The following is a 19,688-nucleotide window of genomic DNA, read 5'->3' on the forward strand; positions in this document are numbered from 1 at the left end:
CCGCTATATCCACTGTCGAGCGCGATTCCGGTTCTCTACCCGATAGCGCACATCAGGCGCCTGGGCGGAGGTCGTAGCGGAGCACACGTCCGGCGGAGCGCATCGTCATGACGGCGTACTCGAACGGCGTTCCGTCGCCCGCGAGGCTCAGCCGGGTCAGCACCAGCACCGGCTCCCCCGCGGGCAGCCGCAGGACGTGCCGCTCGTCCGGCGTCGGCACCCGCGCGTGGATCTCCTCCAGCACACGGTCCGCGCCGAGGCCCATCCCGGCCAGGAAAGCGGCGGCGCCGCCCGGAATCCTCGACGGCTCCGCGAGCGGTGTCCCGCCGGCGACGGCCTGCGGGTAGTAGGCGTCGGCCGTCTCCACGGGCGCACCGTCGAGCAGCACCAGCCGCCGCCGAACGACCACCGTGGCACCGGCCTCGACACCGAGGGCCGCGGCGACGTCGGCCGTCGCGGGGACGGCTCCGGCGAAGGTGATCCGCTGCGAGCCCGTGCCACCCGCGGCGGCGGCCTCGGCGGCCCAGGCGTCGCGCGGCCGCACCCCGTTGCCGGCGATGTACGCCGCCGACTCGCCGACCACCCGCTCGTCACCCATGCGCGCACCCTACGGGGGCAGCGTGAGGGGCCCGGCCCCCCAGGCCGGGCCCCTCACGCCCCCTTCAGGAACCCGGCACCGCCAGCCCGGCGCCGAGCACGGTCGTCCCCGCGTCGTCCTCCGCCTCGAACCGGTAGCTCCCGTCGTGCGGCCACACCTTCGTGGTCAGCACGCTGCCGGGCGCGACAGGACGGGTGAACCGCGCGCTGACCCGCGTGAGCGCGCGCCCGCCGGCCTCGGCGGCGACGGAGGAGACCGCGATGGCGAGCACGGCGAGCCCGTGCACGATCACGCCGGGCAGACCCGCCGCGCGGGCGTACTCCTCGTCGAGGTGGATCGGGTTGTGGTCGCCGGAGGCGTCGGCGTACCGGCGCGGCAGGTCGACCGGCAGCGCGACGGACTCCACCCGCAGCGGCTCCGCCGGCGGAGAATCGCGCGGCAGGCCGGTCGAAGGGGCCGGCCGGCCGATCGCCCACTCCGACGGCACCCCGCGGTAGAACTCCGTCACGTACTGTTCGTTGAGCGGATCCCCCTCGGCGTCCACCGTCTCGACCTTGATCGTGGCCGTGGTGCCCTTCTCCTTGCCGTGCAGCCCGACGACGGCCGCCCGCAGCGTCACCTTCTCGCCGACCGGCAGCGGCCGGTGGATCAGCAGGTCCTGCTGGCCGTGCACGACCCGGGCGCGCAGCGCGGGATCGTCGCGCACCGCCGCCGCGGCCGTCGCGAACACCAGATCCATCGCCGGCACGACCGCGTACAGCGGCGACGGCCCGCCGACCACCGACTCGTAACGGGACACGCTGTCGGGCGTCACGTCGAACACGTGCGGCGCGCTCCACCGGCCGACCACCGAGACGTCGAAGCTCACAGTGCCTCCTCGATTCGCGACAGCGGTGCTCGCAAGCTGCGCGCCTTGCTGCTCATGAGGACACCTCCACGACCACCGCGCCCGCCGTGTCGCCCGCGGCGCATCCGGTGAAGAGCCCCCGGCCGCCGCCCCGGGCGCGCAGCGCCGCGATCAGTTCGGTGATCGCCCGCATCCCGGTCGGTCCCTGCGGATGTCCGTACACCAGGCTGGAGCCGTACGGGTTCATCTTCTCCAGGGGGAACCCGGTCTGCCGCGCGAAGTACAGATCGTTCACGGCGAAGGGGTTGTGCGTCGTGACGACGTCCAGCTCGGCGACGGAGAGGCCGGCATCCGCCAGCGCCGCACGGGCGGCCGGCACCGGGGCGGCGGGCATGCGCGCACGCCCCACCCGGGCGAACGCCACGGACAGCACACGCGCCACGCCCGCGCCGCCGTTCAGCTCCCGGGCACCCTCCACAGTGGACAGCACCATGCCGGCCGTGCCGTCGGCGGGATGCGTCTGCGAACCGTAGGTGACGACGCCGCCCGCCTTCACCGGTGCCAGTTTGGCCAGCCCCTCGGCCGTGGTGCGGTGGATGCCGTGGTCGGCGTCGACGACCGTCGTCTCGCGTTTGCCCGCGATGTGCACCGGCACCAGCCAGTCCCGTTCGGCCACCTCCCGGTACTGGGCGTAGCGCAGCAGCGTGACCTCGTCGATCTCGTCGCGGGTGTAACCCTCGTCGGCGGCGACGTTCTCGGCGGTGTCCAGCATGGACTGTCCCGTGTTGGGGTCGAACGTCATCGGGTCCAGCACCCAGTGCTCCGTCTTCGGCGCCGCGCCCGGCGAGGCGGCCGACGGGTACACCATGAGCGGCCCGTTGCTGGTGCGGTCGGTGGCCAGCGCGAGCACGGTGCGGTGCCCGCCGATCTCCACCTGTGCGGCCGCCTGCTGGAGCACCGCCGCCGAGGTGGCGCACGCCTGCGCGATCGTCGGGCCCGTGACGGTCTCCAGGCCCAGCCGCGGCGCGATCGTGGTCGCCCCGTAGAACGAGTGCACCTGCGGCACCGTCGTGCCGAACGACAGATGCGTGATGCCGGCGACGTCCACAGTGGACAGCGCGCGGGTGGCCACGTCGACGGCCAGGTCCACACTGGACAGTTCCGCCAAGGGACCCTGCCAGCGGCAGAACGGCGACGTCCACGCGAGCCCGAGCGGGACGGCCACGTCGGAGAACCTCATGCGGACATGCCCTCCGCCTGCCCGCCGGCGATCGTGACGACCTGGCCGTGCACGAAGTTCGACCACGGCGTGCAGAGCAGGAAGATGCCGCCGGCGGCCTCGGCCGGGGTCGCCCCGCGCCCGAGCGGGATCCGGGAAGCGGCCTGCTCGCGCACCTTCGACGGGATGCCGAGCTGGATGCTGCGCCCGGCGTGCTCGACGGTCGACGTGACCGCCGTCAGCCGCGTCTCGACGAACCCGAACGCCACCGCGTTGACGTTGATGAGCAGCGGCCCCCACTCCTTGGCGAGCGTCTTCGTGAGGCCGATCAGCGCCGACTTCGCCGACGAGTAGTTGGCCTGGCCGACGTTGCCCATCGTGCCCGCGATCGAGGTCACGTTGACCACCTTGCGGAACACCTCGCGGCCTTCGGCCAGGTCCTTCTTGGCGGCCTCGCGCAGCACCGGCGCGGCGGCGCGCAGCAGGCGGAACGGCGCCTTCAGGTGGATGTCGAGCATCGCGTCGAGCTGTTCGTCGGTCATCTTGTGGAAGATGCCGTCGGCCGTGTAGCCGGCGTTGTTGACGACGATGTCCAGCCGGCCGTACTCGTCGATCGCCCGCGACACCAGTGCGGCCGGCACCGCCGGATCGGTGAGGTCGCCGGCGTGCGCCACGCCGCTGCCGCCGAGAGCCTCGACGGTCTCCTTCAGCGCGGCCTCGTCGAGGTCGCCGACGACGACCCGGGCGCCGTGCGCCGCGAGCAGTTCGGCCGTCGCGCGGCCGATCCCCCGGCCGGCACCGGTCACCACCGCCACCCGGCCATCAAGTATTCCGGTCACACCTGCTCCTCTTCGGACCTCTTGCGCCAGGCCGCACGCGCGGCCTTCTTGTCGAACTTCCCGGTGCCGGTGGTCGGCAGCGCCGCCACGAACTCGACCGACTCGGGAACCATCCACTTCGCCACCCGCTCGCGCAGGTGCGCGCGCAGTTCCTCGGCGGTGACCTCGGGGCCACGTTCGCTGCGCACCACGAGCGCGGCGGGGCGTTCCGCCCAGTGCGGGTCGGGGATCGCGATCACCATCGCCTGGGCCACGCCGGCGTGCGCCATCAGGTGGTTCTCCAGCTCGATGGAGCTGATCCACTCGCCGCCGGACTTGATCAGGTCCTTGGCGCGGTCGAGCAGGTGCAGATACCCGTCGCCGTCCACCGTGCCGACGTCGCCCGTGCGCAGCCAGCCGTCGTGGAACCGGCTCTCGTTGCTGTCGTCGTCGGGTCGCAGATACGCCGCGGTGACCCAGGGGCCGCGCACCTCGATCTCGCCCACGCCGTCGCGGATCACCTCGCCGGCCGGGTCGACGATGCGCAGTTCCACGCCGGCGGTCACCACCCCCTGCGTGGAGTGCAGGGCGAGGCGTTCCTCCTCGGGGCGGTCGTCGAGGTGGCGGCGCACCAGGGTGAGGGAACCGGAGGGGGACATCTCGGTCATGCCCCAGCCCTGCTGCACGGTGACGCCGCGCCGGTGGTACTGCCGGATCAGCGCCGGCGGGATCGCCGAACCGCCGCAGAGGATGCGCCGCAGCGTGCCCAGATCGTCGCCGGCCACCTGGTCGACGGCGAGCCAGAACGTCGGCACGCCGGCCGCCAGCGTGACGCGTTCGCGGCGGATCAGCTCCACCACGGCCGGCGCGGAGGTGTCGTGCCCCGCGAGCACCAGGCCGGCACCGGCGAGCGCGGCGCTGTAGGGCAGCCCCCACGACGTGGCGTGGAAGAGCGGCGTGAGCGGCAGGACGGTGTCGCGTTCGGCCACGGCGAACGAGTCGACGAAGCAGCCGCTCATCGCGTGCAGGGTCAGCGAACGGTGCGAGTAGACGACGCCCTTCGGCTTGCCCGTGGTGCCGCTGGTGTAGCAGAGGCAGGCCGCCGCGCGTTCGTCCACATCGGACGGTTCGGTGTCGGGCACGCTCGCCAGCAGCGCCTCGTAGTCGACGGCGTCGGCGAAGTCGGGGTGCGGCTCGGTGCCGTCGGGCAGCACGACGTACGTCTCGACGCCGGTGAGCATCGGGCGCAACGGCGCCAGCTGTGCGGTCAGCGCCGCGTCCACGAAGACGACCCGGTCGCCGGCGTGCGCGGCGATCCAGGCGATCTGCTCGGGGAAGAGCCGCACGTTGAGCGGCTGCAGGACGGCGCCGGACGCGGGGACGCCGAAGAAGAGTTCGAGGTGGCGCAGGCCGTTCCACGCGAAGGTGCCGACGCGGTCCCCGGGGCGCACGCCCAACGACGGCAGTGCGGCGGCGACCCGTCGGGCTCGGGACGCCAGTCCCGGCCAGGTCTCCCGGAGGCGGCCGCCCGGGGTGATCCCGACCAGGGCCGCGTGCGGGCCCATCGCCTCCGCGCGGCGCAGCATCATCCCGACGGTGAGCTGCATGTCGCCCATCGTCGCGGTGATCATCGGACGTGTACCGGCTCGACGGGACCGGCGGAGGTGAGCACCTCGCGCAGGTGGTCCGGCCACGGCGCGCTGCGCTCGGTGACCGGGTCCACGTACACGACCGTCATGCCGCCGCGGGCCAGCTCGGTCTCCCCCTGGCAGACCGTGAACGCGTACCGCAGCGAGCTGCGCCCGATCTCCTCGACGGAGAGCCGGATCCGGGCCACCTCGGCGAAGTGCAGCGGGGCGAGGAAGTCCACCGCGAGCTGTGCCCGGGGCAGCCGCGGGAACGTCTCCTGCGCGATGCCGAGCCGCATGTGCAGGGCGGTCTCGGCCGCCTCCACGAACTTGAACACGGCCGAGTAGTGCCACCGGCCCATGGGGTCGGTCTCGGACCATTCGAGCCGTCGTTCGAACGCGATGGACGCGGGTTCCGCCATGAACCCTAGTTTGGCGACTTACTTTTCTACCGTCAAGGTTAGTGTCATGAATGATCAGCACCCGAAGCGCCACCGATAGGCTCGAGCGATGCGAGTTCTGGTGTCGGGGGCGGGTGGGTTTCTCGGGCGCGTGCTGACCCGGGTCCTGCGCGAGCACGGGCATCGCGTCGTCGGGCTCACCCGCTCGGACGTCGACCTCACCGACGGGCCGGGGGTCGCCCGGTTCGTGCGCGCCGCCGGTGACCTCGACGGGCTCGTGCATCTCGCGGCCCGGGTGCGGGTGCGGGAGTCGTTCGAGGCGCCGGCCGCCTACTGGGCGGCCAACGTGGGCGGGACCGCCAACCTGCTGGCCGCCGGCGACTTCGCGCGCGTCGTGCTCGCCTCCACCACCGCCGTCTACGGGGGCGGGCACACGGGTGCGCTCACCGAGGCGACCCCGACCGCCCCGGGCAGCCCGTACGCCGCGTCCAAGCTCGCCGCCGAACGACTGCTGCGCCAGGTCCCGGCGGCGGTGACCGTCCTGCGCTGCGTCAACGTCGTGGGCGGCTGGGACGGCGTCGCCGACCCGGACCGCACGCGCATCGTCAACAACGCGCTCGCCGTCGCCGCCGGCGAGAAGCCGCATTTGAGCATCAACGGCGCGGGCGACGCGGTGCGGGACTTCGTGCACGTGCGTGACGCGGCGGAGGCGTTCCGGCTGGCGCTTGCGGGGCCGCCCGGCACCTACAACCTGGGCACCGGCGTCGGGGCCTCGGTCGCCGAGGTCGTCGAGGCGGCGCGGCGGGTCACCGGACACCCGGTACCCCTGATGCACATTTATCCCGGGCCTATGCCTTCCGGCCCGAAAAGCGGCGACCCGCCCGTCGAGGAGCCGCACACGCTCGTCGCCGACCCCGCTCTCGTCAAGGCCGCCCTCGGGTGGGAGCCGCGGCGTTCGGACATCGGGACGATCCTGCGCGACGGCTGGCACGCACGGACGGGTCAGAAGGTCGCGTCGAGCCACTCGCCGAGCGCCGCGCCGCCGTCGTAGCCCGCGCTCGCGTCCACGTTGTCGGCGCGCAGTTCGAAGACGGGGAACCCGGCGTCGCGCAGCGCGCGCGTCGTGAACCAGCTGCCGCGCGGGTCGTCCGACACCAGGTGCACCACGCCGTCGACCCCGTGCAGCCGCGCCTCCTTCACGTACCAGGCACCGGCCCAGGGCGGCATGTACAGCTGGTCGGTGAACGCCGCGAAGCGCGCCGCGAGCTGTCGCAACGGCCGGCCGCCGTAGCGCCGGTAGCCGTCGGCGGCGATCGCGAGGTACATCGACCAGACGAAGACCGCGCCGTGGGACTGCTCGAAGCGCCGGTAGAGCCCCATGTCGTGCCACAGGCCCCGGCCGATCCACATGAGGCGCAGCCGCTCCTCCGGACAGACCGCGTCACCCGCCGCCACGCGCGCAGCGACCTCGTCGTGGAACGCCCGCGCCATGTCGCGGCCCCACTCGGTGCCGCGGTGCCACTGCGGGACCATGACGCCGGGGATGGTGTCGCTGACCGGCAGCGGCGCGGGACGGGTGCGGGCGATCAGGTCCCGGGTCCGCAGGTTCCACTCCTGCTGCTCGTTGACCAGGGCGAGCACCTCGCGGAAGCGTGCCTCCGAGAAGACCCTCCCGGTGGTGGACTCCAGGAAGCGCACCAGCCCCTCGAGTTCGGCCTCCAGCAGGTCCAGGCGGGTGGCGCCGACCGCCTCCTCCCACCGGTAGGGCATCAGTTCCCACCAGTTGGTCGGCACCTCGTTCTCGGCGGCGCTCTCCAGCGGGTAGAACGCGACCCCCGGTTCGTGCGCCCACACGTCGAAGATGCGCCGGGTCACGTCGCCGGTGGCGTCGCCGAGCAGCAGCGTGGGTCGGGGCAGGCCGCCCCAGGGGCCACCGGCGGGGTCGGGGTCGAAGGCCGAGCCCAGCACCACTGAGTTGTACTGCTCGGTGTAGTCGGGGTAGCCGCGCTCCCGCACCAGGTCCAGATAGTCGCGGGAACGCTGTTTCGCCGCGATGATCGAGGCCCACCACTGGCTCACGACGTACGGGAAGTCCATGGCGCGCAGGATCTCCTGGGGCGCGTCGGCGTTCACCACGGCGAACGGCTCACCGCCCGCCACGCGTGCCCGCAGGCCCCGGAACCACTCGCGCTGGTAGCGCTTGGCCTCTTCCGCGACCGATGGGGTCACACTCATAGCGCGATCCGTCCGTAGTCCTGGCGTTCGTAGAAGAGGCCCTCGTGGCCGGCGAAGTCCCACGGGGGCGCCTCGTCCCCGCGACGGGCGTAGCCGATGAGGAGTTCGGCGTGGCGCATGCCCTCGGCGATCAGCGCGCGGCGTTCGTCCACTGTGGAGCGTTGTGCCGTGGGGCCGTTGTACTGGTAGCGCTCCGCGAGCGCGAGCAGCGTGTGCCCGTCGACGCGGCGCCGGTACCAGAGGTCGCCCCAGTCGTGGTCCTCCCCCACGATCAGGTGGCCCGCCGACTCCAACGCCCGGTACACGTGCGGCGTGTCGTGCGAACTCCCGGTGAGGAAGACCCGCTTCCCGGCGTGCTCCGGCAGGTCCACTGTGGACAGTTCACGCAGCAGGGAGAGGTGCGCGGCGACGGGAAGCACGGTGCCGGCCCCGACGACCGCGAGCCAGTCGCTGCCGGCGATCCGGCCCTCGCGGCGGGCCGCCGCCAACGAGGACAGCAGGGCGCGTTGCTCGTCGTGGGAGGCGATCGCGGCGGCCAGGTCCGCATCGGAGACGGGCCGGCCGGTCCAGTCCCGCAGCCGCTGCCGGAACTGTTCCAGGCGCGCCAGGTTGTACGCGGTGGTGGTGCGGTGCGGCAGGTGCAGCACGTCCACCAGGTACACCTCGGGCAGCCCGAACGCCGGCTCGATACGGCGCAGTTCCCGCACGGCGTAGAAGAGCCGCAGCGACGCCTCGCAGTCCCGCGACACCACCAGCTTGTCGAGCCGCCCGTAGTCGCCGGCGAGCAGCCGCGCCAGCACCGAACGGGCCATCGGGTCCAGCCCTCTACCCAGGTACGTGTCGCCGGCGGAGAGGTCGCCGTCGGGATCGCCGGCGAGGCGCACCGGCAGCGCCCCGGCGGCGGTGATCAGTTCGACCGGCACGTCGGCGCCCACGTAGCCGACGACGAACTCCGCCTCGCGCGGGTAGCGCGCTTCGTAGACGGACAGCAGCGCGCGCATCAGATGACGCCGGCGTCGGCGAGGGACTTGAGGCGTTCGTCGGAGTAGCCGAGCCAGTCGCCGTAGACGGCGGCGTTGTGCTCGCCGAGGTGCGGTGCGGGCCCGTCGAATCCGGCCCGCGTCTCGGAGAACGTGATCGGCACGCCGGAACCGTGCAGTCCCGGTGCGAGCTCGACGACCTCGCCGCGGGAGAGCACGAGCGGGTCGCGCACCGCTTCGTGGGTGTCGCGCACCTCGGCGGCCGGCACGCCGTGGCGGGTCAGCCGGGCCAGCACCTCGTCGCGGGGCAGGCCGGCGGCCCAGGAGGCGACCATGGCGTGCACCTCCTCCGCGTGGGCGACCCGGCCGTCCCGCTTGGCGTATCGGGGATCGTCGGCGAGCTCAGGGCGTTCGACCGCGTGGAAAAGCCCACGGGCGAACGCGTCGGTCGGACCGCACAGCGCGAACCACCCGTCCCGTGCCTCGAAGACCCCGAAGGGGGCGAGCCGGGGCACGGTCGGACCCGTGCGGGTGGCGAGCCCGATCGCCTCGAACGCGTCGAACGGCTCGCACGCGACGAGCGAGGTGAGCGCGCCGAGCATGGAGACGTCGACGTGCTGGCCACGGCCGGTCCGGTCGACCTCGACGACGGCGGCGAGGGTGCCGATGACGGCGAACAGCGGCGCGATGAGGTCGGCGACCGGCAGCCCGAACCGCACCGGCGGCTCACCCGGTGTGCCGGCGGTGAGCATGACGCCGGAGAGCGCTTGCACGATCGTGTCCATCGCCTTGCCCGAACCGGGTCCGCCGCCCTGGGCGCCGAAGCCGGTGATGCTGGTGTAGACGATCCGCGGGTTGTGCGCGCGGGTCGCGGAGTAGTCGATGCCGAGGCGGCCGGTGACGCCGGCGCTGAAGTTCTCCACCACTATGTCCGCCGATCGGATCAGATCGGCGTAGACATCGAACGCGTCGGGGTGCTTGAGGTTGAGCGTCACGCTCTGCTTACCCCGGCCCCGGGCCATCCACGAGACGGACATGTCCTCGGCGCGTTCGCGGGCGACGGAGAGTCCGTCGGCGGCGAGATACGGGGAGTTGTTTCGCGAGGAGTCGCCTCCGGTGAACGGGTTTTCGACCTTCACGACGCGGGCTCCCAACCCGGCGAGCAGCAATGTCGCGTATGGTCCGGCGAGAGCCGTGGTGAGGTCAACGACGGTGCGCCCCGTGAGGGGTCCTCCATCCATACGACATCTCCTTAAACGGACGCAGCAATTACTGTCTTATATTAACGCCTCGACCCGTGATCTGTAAGGTGATGCCATGTCAGCAGCCGTGGAGGCCACGGATCCGGTCGACCTGCCGCGCATGCAGGCCGGCGGCAGTCCCCAGCACCTGCTCCTGACACTGCTCGGCGACTACTGGTACGGCCAGGGCACGCCGCTGCCCTCCGCCGCGCTCGTGGCGCTGCTCGGGGAGTTCGGCATCACCGGGGTGAGCGCGCGGGCGGCGCTGAGCCGGCTGGCCCGCCGCGGGCTGCTGGCGCTGTCCAAGTCCGGCCGCCGCACGGCGTACGCCCTGAGCCCCCGCGCCGCCGACGTGCTCCAGGAGGGCATCCGGCACATCATCTCCTTCGGCGCGCAGGACAAGGAGTGGTCGGGCACCTGGACCGTGGCGGCGTTCTCGGTGCCGGAGGACCAGCGGGACCTGCGCCACAGTCTGCGCACGCGGCTCGGCTGGCACGGGTTCGCCTCGCTCTACGACGGGCTGTGGGTCTCGCCGCACGGGCAGGCCGAGAAGGTCATCTCCGTGCTGAGCGAGCTGGGCATCTCGACGGCAACCGTGTTCACCGCGCAGGTCGCCGACGGCAGCCCCACCGGCGGCCATCCGATCAACGCCTGGGACCTCGACGCGCTGCGCGAGCTGTACCAGGGGCTGATCGCCGAGTACGAGCCGGTCCGCGACCGGCTGCGCGCCGGCCAGGTAAGCACCGCGGAGGCGCTCGTCGCCCGCACCGCGCTGATGGACGCGTGGCGCAACTTCCCCAACCTGGACCCGCAGCTGCCGGGCAGCCTGCTGCCGCAGCCGTGGCCCCGGCAGGCCGCGCGGGACCTGTTCATCGAGCTGTACGACGGGCTCGCCTGGCTGGCCGAGAAGCGCGTGGTGCAGGTCGTGGCGCAGTTCGACGCCGACCTGGCGAAGCTGGTGCGCAGCCACACCAGCGACTTCTCCGGCTGAGCCCCGTCGACCGACCTGGCTCAACTTGGCCTCGCGACTTGGGCCTTACCCCTTCACATTCTTTTACCCGCAGGTAACACTGTCGAGATGCTATATGCATCGACGGTGCATAAAGGTCCGCCGCACGGCCGGGCGGACCAGCTGAAGCTGATCGCGGCGCTGCTCACCGGCGCCGCCCAGGGCAGCGGCGGGGCGCTGGTGATCCAGGGCGACGCCGGCGCCGGCAAGACCACCCTCCTGGGCGCGGACGTGCCCGACACCCCCACCTTCCGGACCCTGCACGCCTCGGGCAACGAGGACGAGTCCGCACTCCCCCACGCCGCGCTGCACGCCCTGCTGCGCCCCGTTCTGGACCGGCGCGCCGAGCTCCCGCCCGAGCCGGCCGCCGCCCTGGACGGCATCTGCGGCGGCGCCCGTCCCGCGCCGCTCACCCTCTGCCTCGCCACGCTCGCCCTCCTCACGCACGTGGCCGCCGAGCAGCCCGTCCTGTGCCGGGTCGACGACCTCCAGTGGCTCGACCCCGAGTCGCTGCAGGTGCTCGCGTTCGTCGCCCGGCGCCTCGGCGGCGAACGCGTCGCCATGCTCTTCGGCGTCGACGAGGACGAGGGCGCACCAGCGGCCGGCATCCCCGGTGTGGCCACCGTCCGGCTGCCCGAGATCACGCCCGACGCGGGGCACGCCATCCTCGCCGACCTGCTGCCCGAGGGGCTGCCCGGAGACGTCGCCGGCGCCCTGGTCAAGCTCGCCGCCGGCAACCCGGGCGCGCTGGCCGACCTCGCCCGTTCGCTGACGCCCGAGCAGCGCCGCGGCGACACTCCCCCGCCGCCGACGCTGCCCGGTGACAGCCCGCTGCGCGCCCGGTACCGCGCCCGCCTCGCGCGGCTCGGTCCCGACACCCGCCGGCTGTTGCTGCTCGCCGCGGCGGACCCCGACCTCGACGTGCGCGAGCTGATCGCGGCCGCCGACGCCGCCGACACGGACATCTCCTCGTTGGAACCGGCAGAGGCCGCCGGCCTCATCCGTGCCGACGGGGCCGCGCTCGCGTTCCGCCAGCCGCTGCTGCGCTCGGTGACCTACTTCGAGGCGACCGTCGCCCAGCGCCGCGACGCGCACCGGCTGCTGGCGCGCACGCTCGACCGGCGGGTCCATCCGCTGCGCCGCGACCTGCACCTGGCGGCCGCCGCCTCCGGACCCGACCCGGCGCTGGCCGCCGCCCTGGAACGGGCCGCCCACCGCGCCGGCCCCGCCCACGCCGCCGCCTCCCTGGCCCTCGAGCGCGCCGCCGAACTGAGCGCCGACCCGCCGGCCGCGGCAGCCGACCTCGTCGACGCGGCACACGCCGCCTGGCTCGCCGGCGAACCGCACCGGGCCCGGCTGCTGCTGCGGCGCATCCGCCGGGGCGCGGCGACCGATCTCCTGCTGGCGCGCGCCGAACTTCTCGCCGGGGAGATCGAACTGCGGGCCGGCGTCGCCGCCAACGCGCACCAGATGCTCATGTCGGCCGCCCGCAAGCTCGGCACCGACGATCCCGTTCGGGCCGTGGACGCGCTGATCCTGGCCGGCGAGGCGCTCACCCAGGCCGGTAACCACGCCGAGTATCCCCGCGTCGCGCGGCTCGCCGCCGAACTGCGCGGCCCCGACCCGGCCCCCGCCCAGGAGCTGCGCTTCGCCTACATCGCCGGCGCGGACGCGATGTTCCGCGGCGACCAGGCCGGCGCGCGGGGGCCGCTGACCCGGGTGGTCACCCGCGCGCCGTTCCTCGACGACGCGCCGGTGCTGATGCGCGCCGCGATGGCGGCCATCCTGCTCGGCGACCCGGCCAAGGCGCACCAGCTCGCGGCGCAGGCCGTCGTCGTGGCGCGCGCCGCCGGCGACGCCGTCACGGTGCCGCACGCGCTGGAGTTCACGGCGTTCGCGGACGTGGCGCTCGGACGTTCGGAGGCGGCGGTCGAGGCGGCGGCGGAGGGGCTGCACCTGGCGCGCGCCACCGGGCAGGAGAACCTGGCCGCCAACCACCTGAGCACCCTCGCCCTGCTCGCCGCGATGGCCGCCGACCGGGAGACCTGCCTCGCGCGGGTGCGGGACGCCCGGGCCCGGGCCATCGTCGCGGGGCTCGGGCAGCCGCAGGCGTTCTGCGACTGGGCGCTGGCCGTGCTCGACCTGTCGGAGGGCCGGGCCGCTGCCGCCATGACCCGCCTCCAGGGGCTCATGTGGACCACCACCGGTCACGGCAGCCCGGTCATCCAGGTCCCCGCGACCCTGCACCTCGTCGAGGCGGCGGCGCGCTGCGGCGAGCAGGAGATCGCGCGCGACGCGCTGAACCTCTTCACCGGCTGGGCGCAGACCACCGGCAACGCCACGTGGCTCGCGCTCGCCGCCCGCAGCCGGGCACTGCTCGCCACCGGTGAGGGTGAGGCGGAGAAGTACTTCCGGGAGGCGCTCAAACAGCACCTGACCAGCGAGTCGCCGCTGTTCCGGGCGCATACGGAGCTGCTGTTCGGCCAGGAGCTGCGCCGCCGCCGCCGGCCCGGGGTCGCCCGCGAACACCTGCGCAGCGCGCTGGAGACGTTCCGCCAGCTCGAGGCGAAGCCGTACATCGACCAGGCGGCGGCGGAGCTGCGCGCGGCCGGCGAGCACATCGAACCGCGCCAGGTCGCCGTCGCCGGAAGCCTTACGCCGCAACAGGTTCAGATCGCGCAGCTGGTCGCCGACGGGGCCACCAACCGGGAGGTGGCGGCGCAGATGTTCCTGAGCACCCGCACGGTCGACCACCACCTGCGCAACATCTTCGCGCGGCTGGGCGTGCGCTCCCGCACCGAGCTGGCCCGCCTGATGGCGGCCGCCTAGCGATCTCCGAGTTCGGCGACGGCGGCGTCGAGGACCACCCGGTGGCGGTCGACGTCGCCGTCCGTCGTGGCCGGGCTCATCAGGGACATGTTGTGGAACGGCGTCAGCAGCACACCCCGGTTCGCCAGATAGACGTGGAGGTAGTCCTCCAGTTCGGGATCGGCCGCGGCGGCGGCTTCCCCACCGGTGCGCGGCGCCGGGTCGGCGAACCGGTACTCGACCCGCGCACCGAGCCGGCTGACCGACCACGGCAGCCGATGACTGTCCACAATGGACCGCACCCCGGCCGCGAACCGGTCCGCGACGGCCACCATCCCCGCGAACGCCTCCGCCGTCAGCACCTCGGTGAGCGTGGCCCGCGCGGCGGCGCTCGACAGCGTCCACCAGGTCCAGACCGGTGCGACCGTCCAATGTGGACGCCAGCGCGGCGCCAGCCCGTCGAGGTCGTTGTACTCGGCCACCCGGCTGGTCAGCCGCACGTCGCACGGGGCGCCCACGTTGCCCTCGCGGCTGTGCGGCAGCCCGAACCGGCGCGCCAAACCAGCCCCGCTGCGCGTCCGACCTCGTGCACGGGTCTTTGTGGTAGACGCGCGGGAGGGAAATCGAGCGCCGGGGACGGGCGGGCGGTGACCGGGACAGCTGGACGCGAGCGTGGCAGCGTAGGCCCGAAGGGCCCAGTGGTGCGGCCCGGGAGGCAACGGTCATGCCCCCGACGGGCCTGCGAAACAAAGCTCTGGAAGTTTCTGAAGATGGCCCGCGAGCGCGGCCGGGCGTCGGCGAACGCGCCGCGCTCGCGGGCCAGGAGAAAGGTCAGTCGCTTCCGATCCACCATCCCCACATGATGCGGCTCAGCCGCGGGCGAGGACGCCGATGTCGGGGGTGTCGGTGAAGAAGCCGTCGATCCCGGTCCCGAGGAACACCTGGATCTCGTCGATCGCCCTGCCGTAGGCGGCGGGGTCGGCGCCGACGCGCAGATTCGCCGGGAGGAACTGGTTCTCCGGGCGGAACGTGTACGGGTGCACCAGCAGGCCGGCGGCGTGCGCGTCGCGCACCAGCGACGTCGGCGCGGCGAGCGAACCGTCGGCGTTGCGCGGGATCACCAGGCCCTTCTCCGGGCCGATCCCGTCGATCGTGCGGCTCAGTTCCTGCAGCCCGGCCGGCGACAGGTACTCGGCGTAGGTCTTCGGGTCGTTGAACGGGCTGCCCGCACCCGCCAGGAAGACCAGCGGTACCCGCACCTTCAGCTCGGTGCGCAGCCGCCTCAGGTTGACGAACTCGAACGACTGCACGAACACCGGCGCGTCCGACCTGTTCAGACCGTGCCGGCGCAGCCGCTCGACCAGCGGCTCCTCCAGCGGCAGCCCGATCGAACGGAAGTACGTCGGGTGCTTCGTCTCCGGGTAGACGCCGATCTCGCGGTCCAGTTCGCGGGAGAGCCGGGCGCGCAGCTCCAGCACCTCGTCGAGGGTCGGCACCTGGAACCGGCCGTCGTACAGCGTGTTGCGCTGGCGCACGGCGGGCAGGCGTTCGACCGCGCGCAGGCTCTTCAGCTCGGCCAGCGTGAAGTCCTCGGTGAACCAGCCGCTGATCGCCACCCCGTCGATCGTCTTCGTGGTGCGCCGGCCCGCGAACTCCGCGCGCGTCGCGACGTCGGTCGTCCCGGAGATCTCGTTCTCGTGGCGGGCCACCAGGACCCGGTCCTTCGTGGCGACCAGGTCCGGCTCGATGAAGTCGGCGCCCGTGCGGGCGGCCAGTTCGTACGAGGCGAGCGTGTGCTCCGGGCGGTATCCGCTGGCCCCGCGGTGCCCGATGACCAGCGGCCGGCGCGGCCGGGGTGCGCCCGCGCTCGCCGGGTCGCCCGCGAACGTCACACCGGCGGCGGCACCACCGGCGGCGAGCGCGGTCATGGTGAGGAGTGTTCGACGGTTCGTCACGCATCGAGTTCATTGGATCCGGTGATCCAATACAAGAACGTGTCGTGTACTGCCGTGGACGAGGTCCGGTCAGGCAGTGGACGGGCCGCCCCGGGGGCGTACCGTCTCGACCGTGACCGTCAACGCCGGAGCGCGGCAGCGCGCGTCGCCCGACGCTTCTGCGCCAGCCGGGTGAGGTAGACCAACGCGGCGCCGAGCACCCCGATGTCGTCCAGGTACACCGGGTCCGGCAGCAGGTCCACCGGCAGGATCGTGTACGCCAGCGCCCCGTAGAACGCCACGTTGCCGCCGAGGCCCAGCGCACCGAGATCGCGCTTGGTGCGCACCAGCTTGATCGCGAGCTTGACCGCGAAGTACAGCGTCACCACGCCGACCACGGCGAGCACCACGCCGATCGCGATCCACTGCTCCTTCGACATGCGAAAACCGTAACCCGCTCCCCGCCCGGTCGCACGACACGCGCAATCGATCTTTCGCACCGGGTCATCCGGGCGGGCCGTTCGTCCGAACACCCTGCATGGGCACCGCACACATCGATGGAGACCGGGATGACCTCATCCGCGCATCCGGACGACCTGCTCGGGGCATACGCGACGGGATCCTGCACACCGGAGGAGACCACCCGGGTCGCGACGCACGCGGCGGCCTGCGACGCCTGTACCGCGGAGATCGAAAAATTGGCTGACGCGGCCCGCTGGATCGGTGCCGGCCACGCGGAGGTGCCGCTCCCCCAGGGCCTCAAGGCGCGTGTGCTCTCGGCGGCGTTCCAGGCCCGGCCGGCCCGCGAACCGGCGACCGGCGTGCACCTCGATCCCTACGTGGTGCAGGTGACGGCGTTCGGGCGGCTGATCGCCGGCCTCGACGAGCCGGAGTGGCTGCTGCCGACCGGGCCCTACACCAGCGTCCGCGAGATGGTCGGGCACCTCACCGGCAACGACCGGCTGGTCGCCGCCGACCTCGGGCTCTCCGCCGGGACGCGCGGCTGGCAGGAGCAGGCGGACGAACTGCTGCGCGCCGTCGCCGGTTCCGACACGCGCATCCTCGCCCGGCCCGTGCGCCTGGCCGGCGGCGGCGTCAAGGCGCCGCTGCGCGACGCGCTGACGCAGCGGGCGTTCGAGACGTGGATCCACGCCGACGACATCCGGGTGGCGCTGCGGCTGCCGGTCGAGGCGCCGCCGCCCGAGCACGTCGCGCGGATCGTCGAGTTCGGGCTGCGGCTGCTGCCCGGTGCGATGGACGCCGCCGGGCGGGCCCACCCGGGTCGGTGCGCCCGGCTCGTGCTCACCGGGGCCGGCGGGGGTGAGCATGTCGTTCCGCTGGCGGCGCGCGGGTCGTGCGTCGGCGGTCCCGAGGCGGCGGAGATCGTGCTGCCGGCCGTGCGGTTCTGCCGGCTGATGGCCGGTCGGGCTGCTGCGGGGGAACGGGACCTGCGGATCACCGGCGACCACGCGGTCGCGGCCGACGTGCTCGCCGTCGCGGCCACGCTGGGATGTGACTGACATGGCCAACCCGACCCGCGACACCGACGGCCGGCTGCGCGAGGGCCTCATGGCCGGCAACGAGCACGCCCTGGCCGAGGCGTACGACGGGCACGCGACCGCCGTCTACGGGCTGGCGCTGCGGATCACCAACGATCACGGCGTCGCCGAGGACATCGTCCAGGACGTCTTCCTCGACCTGTGGCAGCGCCCCGAACGGTACGACCCCGACGCCGCCTCGATGCGCGGCTGGCTGTGCATGATCGGCCGGCGGCGCGCCATCGACTGGCTGCGCCGGCAGGTCACCCGGGACAAGTACGCGCTGATCCTCGCCGGCGGCCCGCCGACCGTGGCGACCGTCGAGGAGGACGTGATCGCGGCGACCGTGCTGAAGGTGGTCCGGTCGGCCGTTCACGACCTGCCGACGCCGCACCGCGAGGCGATCGCGCTGGCCTACTACTACGGGCTGACGTACCGGGAGGTCGCCCAGCGGCTCCAGATTCCCGAGGGAACGGCCAAGTCACGGCTGCGCAGCGGGCTGCGCCGGATAGCCGACCGGCTGTCGGCGGCCGGGTTCGGCGCTCAGGCGGCCGGGTTCGGTACCCGGGTGGAAACCTCTCAGCTACCGGGCGGCTGAGCCGATGGCAGCGGCGTGGACGGTTTGCCGGGAGTGGAGACCAGGATCGCGGAGATCCGCGCCAAGCTCGCGATGGTGGGGCAGGGGCTCGCGCCCGCGCCGTTCGGTGCCCCGCACGGGGTGATCCCCGACCTGGGCACCTTTCCCACCAAGTACGCCCAGGCGCTCTACGAGACGAACGCCACCTCCGACTACGCGCCGCAGATGAACCTCGACGGGTTCGGCGCGCGCGGCGTCGGCGGCCTCAACGGCGACGGTGTGCCCGCGGCGCTCGCCGCCTACGGCAACGGCAAGATCCCGATGAACGCCCTCGCACCGGTCGGGAGCACCGGCCACCGGCTCTGGGCCCCGGCCGCCACCGCCCTGGAACAGCTGATGGCGACGGCCCGTCGCAACGGCGTGCAGATCGGGATCTCCGACTCGTACCGTTCCTATCCGGAGCAGGTCGACGTGGCGCGCCGCAAGGGGCTGTACAAGAACGGCGGCCTGGCGGCGGTGCCCGGAACGAGCGATCACGGCTGGGGCATGGCGGTGGACCTGGACCTGGGTGACCGCGCCCAGGCCTGGATGCAGGCGAACGCCGCCCGCTTCGGCTTCCGGGCCGACACGCCGCGGGAGCCGTGGCACTGGGCCTACAAGCCGGCGGCGCGCTCGGACAGGTAGCGGCGCTCGGGGAGGCTGGTCGTGAGGCGGGCCGCGGTCCGGTAGGCGGCCCGCGCCGCGTCCAGGTCGCCGGCCCGCTCCAGCAGGTGGGCGCGCGTCGCCTCCAGGCGGTGGTGGCCCTTCAGCCGGTCGTCCTCGCCCAGCTTCGCCAGCAGCGCCAGCCCCTCCTCCGGCCCGTCGGCCATCGCGACGGCGATCGCGTGGTTGAGCGACACCATCGGGTTGGGCGCCAGCCGGCCGAGCACCTCGTAGAGCGCCACGATCTGCGGCCAGTCGGTCTCCTTCGCCGTGGCCGCCTCGGCGTGCACGGCCGCGATCGCCGCCTGGAGCTGGTACGGGCCGATCGGGGCGTTCGCCATGGTGCGGGTGATCAGGTCGATGCCCTCGTCCACCATCGCCCGGTCCCAGCGGGTGCGGTCCTGGTCGGCGAGCGGGACGAGGGTGCCATCGGGCGTCGTGCGGGCGGCGCTGCGGGCCTCGGTCAGCAGCATCAGCGCCAGCAGGCCGGCGACCTCGCCCTCGTCGGGGCGCAGCCGGTGCACCTCGCGGGTGAGCCGGATCGCCTCGCCGGTCAGTTCGCCGACATGCAGGTCGGGGCCGCTGGTCGCGGTGTAGCCCTCGTTGAAGATCAGGTACAGCACGTGCAGGACCGCGCCGAGCTGCCCGACCGCGCCGAAGGTCGCCCCCGCCTCCTTGATCTTCGACTTCGCACGGCTGATCCGCTGCGCCATGGTCGCCTCGGGTACCAGGAACGCCGCCGCGATCTGCGCCGTGCTCAACCCGCCGACGGCGCGCAGGGTCAGCGCGATCTGTGACGCCGGCGTCAGCGCGGGGTGGCAGCAGAGGACGAGCAGCGTCAGCGTGTCGTCCCGGTCGGGCACCTCGGTCTCGACCGGCGCCTGCGCGGCGAGGGCCAGTTCGCGGTTGCGGCGGGCCTGGTCGCTGCGCCACCGGTCGATCAGGCGGCGCGAGGCGACCGTGATCAACCAGGCGCGCGGGTTGTCCGGCAGGCCCTCCTCGGGCCACTGCGCGGCGGCCGCGAGGAGGGCCTCCTGGACCGCCTCCTCGCAGGTGTCGAAGTGTCCGTACCGGCGCACCAGTGCACCGAGTACATGCGGGGTCGCCTCGCGTAACACCTGTTCCACGGGGCGAGCGTGCCACAAATCGATGT

At 73.2% G+C, this 19,688-nt stretch carries 19 protein-coding genes; 6 read left to right on the top strand and 13 right to left on the bottom strand.

Translation table 11 applies throughout. The features are described 5' to 3' along the window. Nucleotides 1–52 precede the first annotated feature (52 nt). From Val02_RS40305 to Val02_RS40330, 6 genes are all read right to left on the bottom strand, one after another. Nucleotides 53–598, bottom strand: a complete 546-nt coding sequence (locus Val02_RS40305) for a UTRA domain-containing protein (RefSeq protein ID WP_203904611.1) — start codon at nucleotides 596–598, stop codon at nucleotides 53–55. Between the two features lie 64 nt (nucleotides 599–662). Then, entirely contained in the window at nucleotides 663–1,466 is an 804-nt protein-coding gene (locus Val02_RS40310) for a MaoC/PaaZ C-terminal domain-containing protein (protein WP_203904612.1), read from the bottom strand. Between the two features lie 52 nt (nucleotides 1,467–1,518). After that, nucleotides 1,519–2,685 carry a thiolase family protein gene (locus tag Val02_RS40315; protein WP_203904613.1) on the bottom strand — a complete coding sequence of 389 codons (1,167 nt, stop codon included), beginning with the start codon at nucleotides 2,683–2,685 and terminating at the stop codon, nucleotides 1,519–1,521. Further along, on the bottom strand, nucleotides 2,682–3,503 hold the full coding sequence (locus Val02_RS40320; RefSeq protein ID WP_203904614.1) for an SDR family NAD(P)-dependent oxidoreductase: 822 nt from the start codon (nucleotides 3,501–3,503) through the stop codon (nucleotides 2,682–2,684). The genes Val02_RS40315 and Val02_RS40320 overlap by 4 nt, the downstream gene beginning before the upstream one ends. Next, nucleotides 3,500–5,089 (bottom strand): long-chain-fatty-acid--CoA ligase, encoded by a 1,590-nt coding sequence (locus Val02_RS40325; protein ID WP_203904615.1) that lies wholly within the window; start codon nucleotides 5,087–5,089, stop codon nucleotides 3,500–3,502. The genes Val02_RS40320 and Val02_RS40325 overlap by 4 nt, the downstream gene beginning before the upstream one ends. A gap of 20 nt (nucleotides 5,090–5,109) precedes the next feature. Further along, on the bottom strand, nucleotides 5,110–5,532 hold the full coding sequence (locus Val02_RS40330; RefSeq protein ID WP_203904616.1) for an acyl-CoA thioesterase: 423 nt from the start codon (nucleotides 5,530–5,532) through the stop codon (nucleotides 5,110–5,112). An 88-nt stretch (nucleotides 5,533–5,620) separates the two neighbouring features. On the opposite strand from Val02_RS40330, the gene Val02_RS40335 reads away from it, so the two are divergent. Next, on the top strand, nucleotides 5,621–6,562 hold the full coding sequence (locus Val02_RS40335) for an NAD-dependent epimerase/dehydratase family protein (RefSeq protein ID WP_203904617.1): 942 nt from the start codon (nucleotides 5,621–5,623) through the stop codon (nucleotides 6,560–6,562). On the opposite strand, the gene Val02_RS40340 is transcribed toward Val02_RS40335, so the two are convergent. The 3 genes from Val02_RS40340 to Val02_RS40350 are packed head-to-tail and all read right to left on the bottom strand — an operon-like array spanning nucleotide 6,514 to nucleotide 9,967. Next, nucleotides 6,514–7,746 carry a 2-hydroxyacyl-CoA dehydratase family protein gene (locus tag Val02_RS40340; RefSeq protein ID WP_203904618.1) on the bottom strand — a complete coding sequence of 411 codons (1,233 nt, stop codon included), beginning with the start codon at nucleotides 7,744–7,746 and terminating at the stop codon, nucleotides 6,514–6,516. The two genes, Val02_RS40335 and Val02_RS40340, sit on opposite strands and share 49 nt — an antisense overlap. Beyond that, nucleotides 7,743–8,747 carry a 2-hydroxyacyl-CoA dehydratase family protein gene (locus Val02_RS40345; RefSeq protein WP_203904619.1) on the bottom strand — a complete coding sequence of 335 codons (1,005 nt, stop codon included), beginning with the start codon at nucleotides 8,745–8,747 and terminating at the stop codon, nucleotides 7,743–7,745. Before Val02_RS40345 ends, Val02_RS40340 begins: the two co-directional genes overlap by 4 nt. Beyond that, complete coding sequence (locus Val02_RS40350; RefSeq protein ID WP_203904620.1) at nucleotides 8,747–9,967, bottom strand: CaiB/BaiF CoA transferase family protein; 1,221 nt, start codon at nucleotides 9,965–9,967, stop codon at nucleotides 8,747–8,749. Before Val02_RS40350 ends, Val02_RS40345 begins: the two co-directional genes overlap by 1 nt. A 76-nt stretch (nucleotides 9,968–10,043) precedes the next feature. Between Val02_RS40350 and Val02_RS40355 the strand changes: the two genes are divergently transcribed. After that, the gene (locus Val02_RS40355) at nucleotides 10,044–10,958 is read left to right on the top strand and encodes a PaaX family transcriptional regulator (protein ID WP_203904621.1); all 915 of its coding nucleotides are present in this window, start codon (nucleotides 10,044–10,046) and stop codon (nucleotides 10,956–10,958) included. Between the two features lie 105 nt (nucleotides 10,959–11,063). Beyond that, the gene (locus Val02_RS40360) at nucleotides 11,064–13,805 is read left to right on the top strand and encodes a helix-turn-helix transcriptional regulator (RefSeq protein WP_203904622.1); all 2,742 of its coding nucleotides are present in this window, start codon (nucleotides 11,064–11,066) and stop codon (nucleotides 13,803–13,805) included. On the opposite strand, the gene Val02_RS40365 is transcribed toward Val02_RS40360, so the two are convergent. From Val02_RS40365 to Val02_RS40375, 3 genes are all read right to left on the bottom strand, one after another. Beyond that, complete coding sequence (locus tag Val02_RS40365; RefSeq protein ID WP_203904623.1) at nucleotides 13,802–14,344, bottom strand: PLP-dependent aminotransferase family protein; 543 nt, start codon at nucleotides 14,342–14,344, stop codon at nucleotides 13,802–13,804. The genes Val02_RS40360 and Val02_RS40365 overlap by 4 nt on opposite strands. 309 nt (nucleotides 14,345–14,653) lie before the next feature. Then, on the bottom strand, nucleotides 14,654–15,712 hold the full coding sequence (locus tag Val02_RS40370) for a glycerophosphodiester phosphodiesterase (RefSeq protein WP_203904624.1): 1,059 nt from the start codon (nucleotides 15,710–15,712) through the stop codon (nucleotides 14,654–14,656). A gap of 146 nt (nucleotides 15,713–15,858) precedes the next feature. Next, nucleotides 15,859–16,158 carry a YkvA family protein gene (locus Val02_RS40375; RefSeq protein WP_203904625.1) on the bottom strand — a complete coding sequence of 100 codons (300 nt, stop codon included), beginning with the start codon at nucleotides 16,156–16,158 and terminating at the stop codon, nucleotides 15,859–15,861. A gap of 129 nt (nucleotides 16,159–16,287) precedes the next feature. Between Val02_RS40375 and Val02_RS40380 the strand changes: the two genes are divergently transcribed. The 3 genes from Val02_RS40380 to Val02_RS40390 are packed head-to-tail and all read left to right on the top strand — an operon-like array spanning nucleotide 16,288 to nucleotide 18,517. Beyond that, nucleotides 16,288–17,238: a maleylpyruvate isomerase family mycothiol-dependent enzyme gene (locus Val02_RS40380; protein ID WP_203904626.1), complete on the top strand. Its 951-nt coding sequence runs from the start codon at nucleotides 16,288–16,290 to the stop codon at nucleotides 17,236–17,238. 1 nt (nucleotide 17,239) lies between these two features. Beyond that, nucleotides 17,240–17,854: an RNA polymerase sigma factor gene (locus Val02_RS40385; RefSeq protein WP_203904627.1), complete on the top strand. Its 615-nt coding sequence runs from the start codon at nucleotides 17,240–17,242 to the stop codon at nucleotides 17,852–17,854. A gap of 33 nt (nucleotides 17,855–17,887) precedes the next feature. Further along, the gene (locus Val02_RS40390; RefSeq protein WP_239153706.1) at nucleotides 17,888–18,517 is read left to right on the top strand and encodes a M15 family metallopeptidase; all 630 of its coding nucleotides are present in this window, start codon (nucleotides 17,888–17,890) and stop codon (nucleotides 18,515–18,517) included. Here the strand turns inward: Val02_RS40390 and Val02_RS40395 are convergent. Continuing rightward, on the bottom strand, nucleotides 18,487–19,662 hold the full coding sequence (locus tag Val02_RS40395) for an RNA polymerase sigma factor (protein ID WP_239153707.1): 1,176 nt from the start codon (nucleotides 19,660–19,662) through the stop codon (nucleotides 18,487–18,489). The genes Val02_RS40390 and Val02_RS40395 overlap by 31 nt on opposite strands. Nucleotides 19,663–19,688 lie beyond the last annotated feature (26 nt).

The organism is Virgisporangium aliadipatigenens (assembly GCF_016863615.1).
In the GTDB taxonomy this organism is placed as follows: Bacteria; Actinomycetota; Actinomycetes; order Mycobacteriales; family Micromonosporaceae; genus Virgisporangium; species Virgisporangium aliadipatigenens.

Coding starts and splice junctions, on each gene's coding strand:
- Val02_RS40330 (WP_203904616.1), bottom strand. CDS start 5,532: ATGGCGGAACCCGCGTCCATCGCGTTCGAACGACGGCTCGAATGGTCC.
- Val02_RS40305 (WP_203904611.1), bottom strand. CDS start 598: ATGGGTGACGAGCGGGTGGTCGGCGAGTCGGCGGCGTACATCGCCGGC.
- Val02_RS40350 (WP_203904620.1), bottom strand. CDS start 9,967: ATGGATGGAGGACCCCTCACGGGGCGCACCGTCGTTGACCTCACCACG.
- Val02_RS40385 (WP_203904627.1), top strand. CDS start 17,240: ATGGCCAACCCGACCCGCGACACCGACGGCCGGCTGCGCGAGGGCCTC.
- Val02_RS40335 (WP_203904617.1), top strand. CDS start 5,621: ATGCGAGTTCTGGTGTCGGGGGCGGGTGGGTTTCTCGGGCGCGTGCTG.
- Val02_RS40340 (WP_203904618.1), bottom strand. CDS start 7,746: ATGAGTGTGACCCCATCGGTCGCGGAAGAGGCCAAGCGCTACCAGCGC.
- Val02_RS40345 (WP_203904619.1), bottom strand. CDS start 8,747: ATGCGCGCGCTGCTGTCCGTCTACGAAGCGCGCTACCCGCGCGAGGCG.
- Val02_RS40355 (WP_203904621.1), top strand. CDS start 10,044: ATGTCAGCAGCCGTGGAGGCCACGGATCCGGTCGACCTGCCGCGCATG.
- Val02_RS40325 (WP_203904615.1), bottom strand. CDS start 5,089: ATGCAGCTCACCGTCGGGATGATGCTGCGCCGCGCGGAGGCGATGGGC.
- Val02_RS40370 (WP_203904624.1), bottom strand. CDS start 15,712: ATGACCGCGCTCGCCGCCGGTGGTGCCGCCGCCGGTGTGACGTTCGCG.
- Val02_RS40315 (WP_203904613.1), bottom strand. CDS start 2,685: ATGAGGTTCTCCGACGTGGCCGTCCCGCTCGGGCTCGCGTGGACGTCG.
- Val02_RS40375 (WP_203904625.1), bottom strand. CDS start 16,158: ATGTCGAAGGAGCAGTGGATCGCGATCGGCGTGGTGCTCGCCGTGGTC.
- Val02_RS40380 (WP_203904626.1), top strand. CDS start 16,288: ATGACCTCATCCGCGCATCCGGACGACCTGCTCGGGGCATACGCGACG.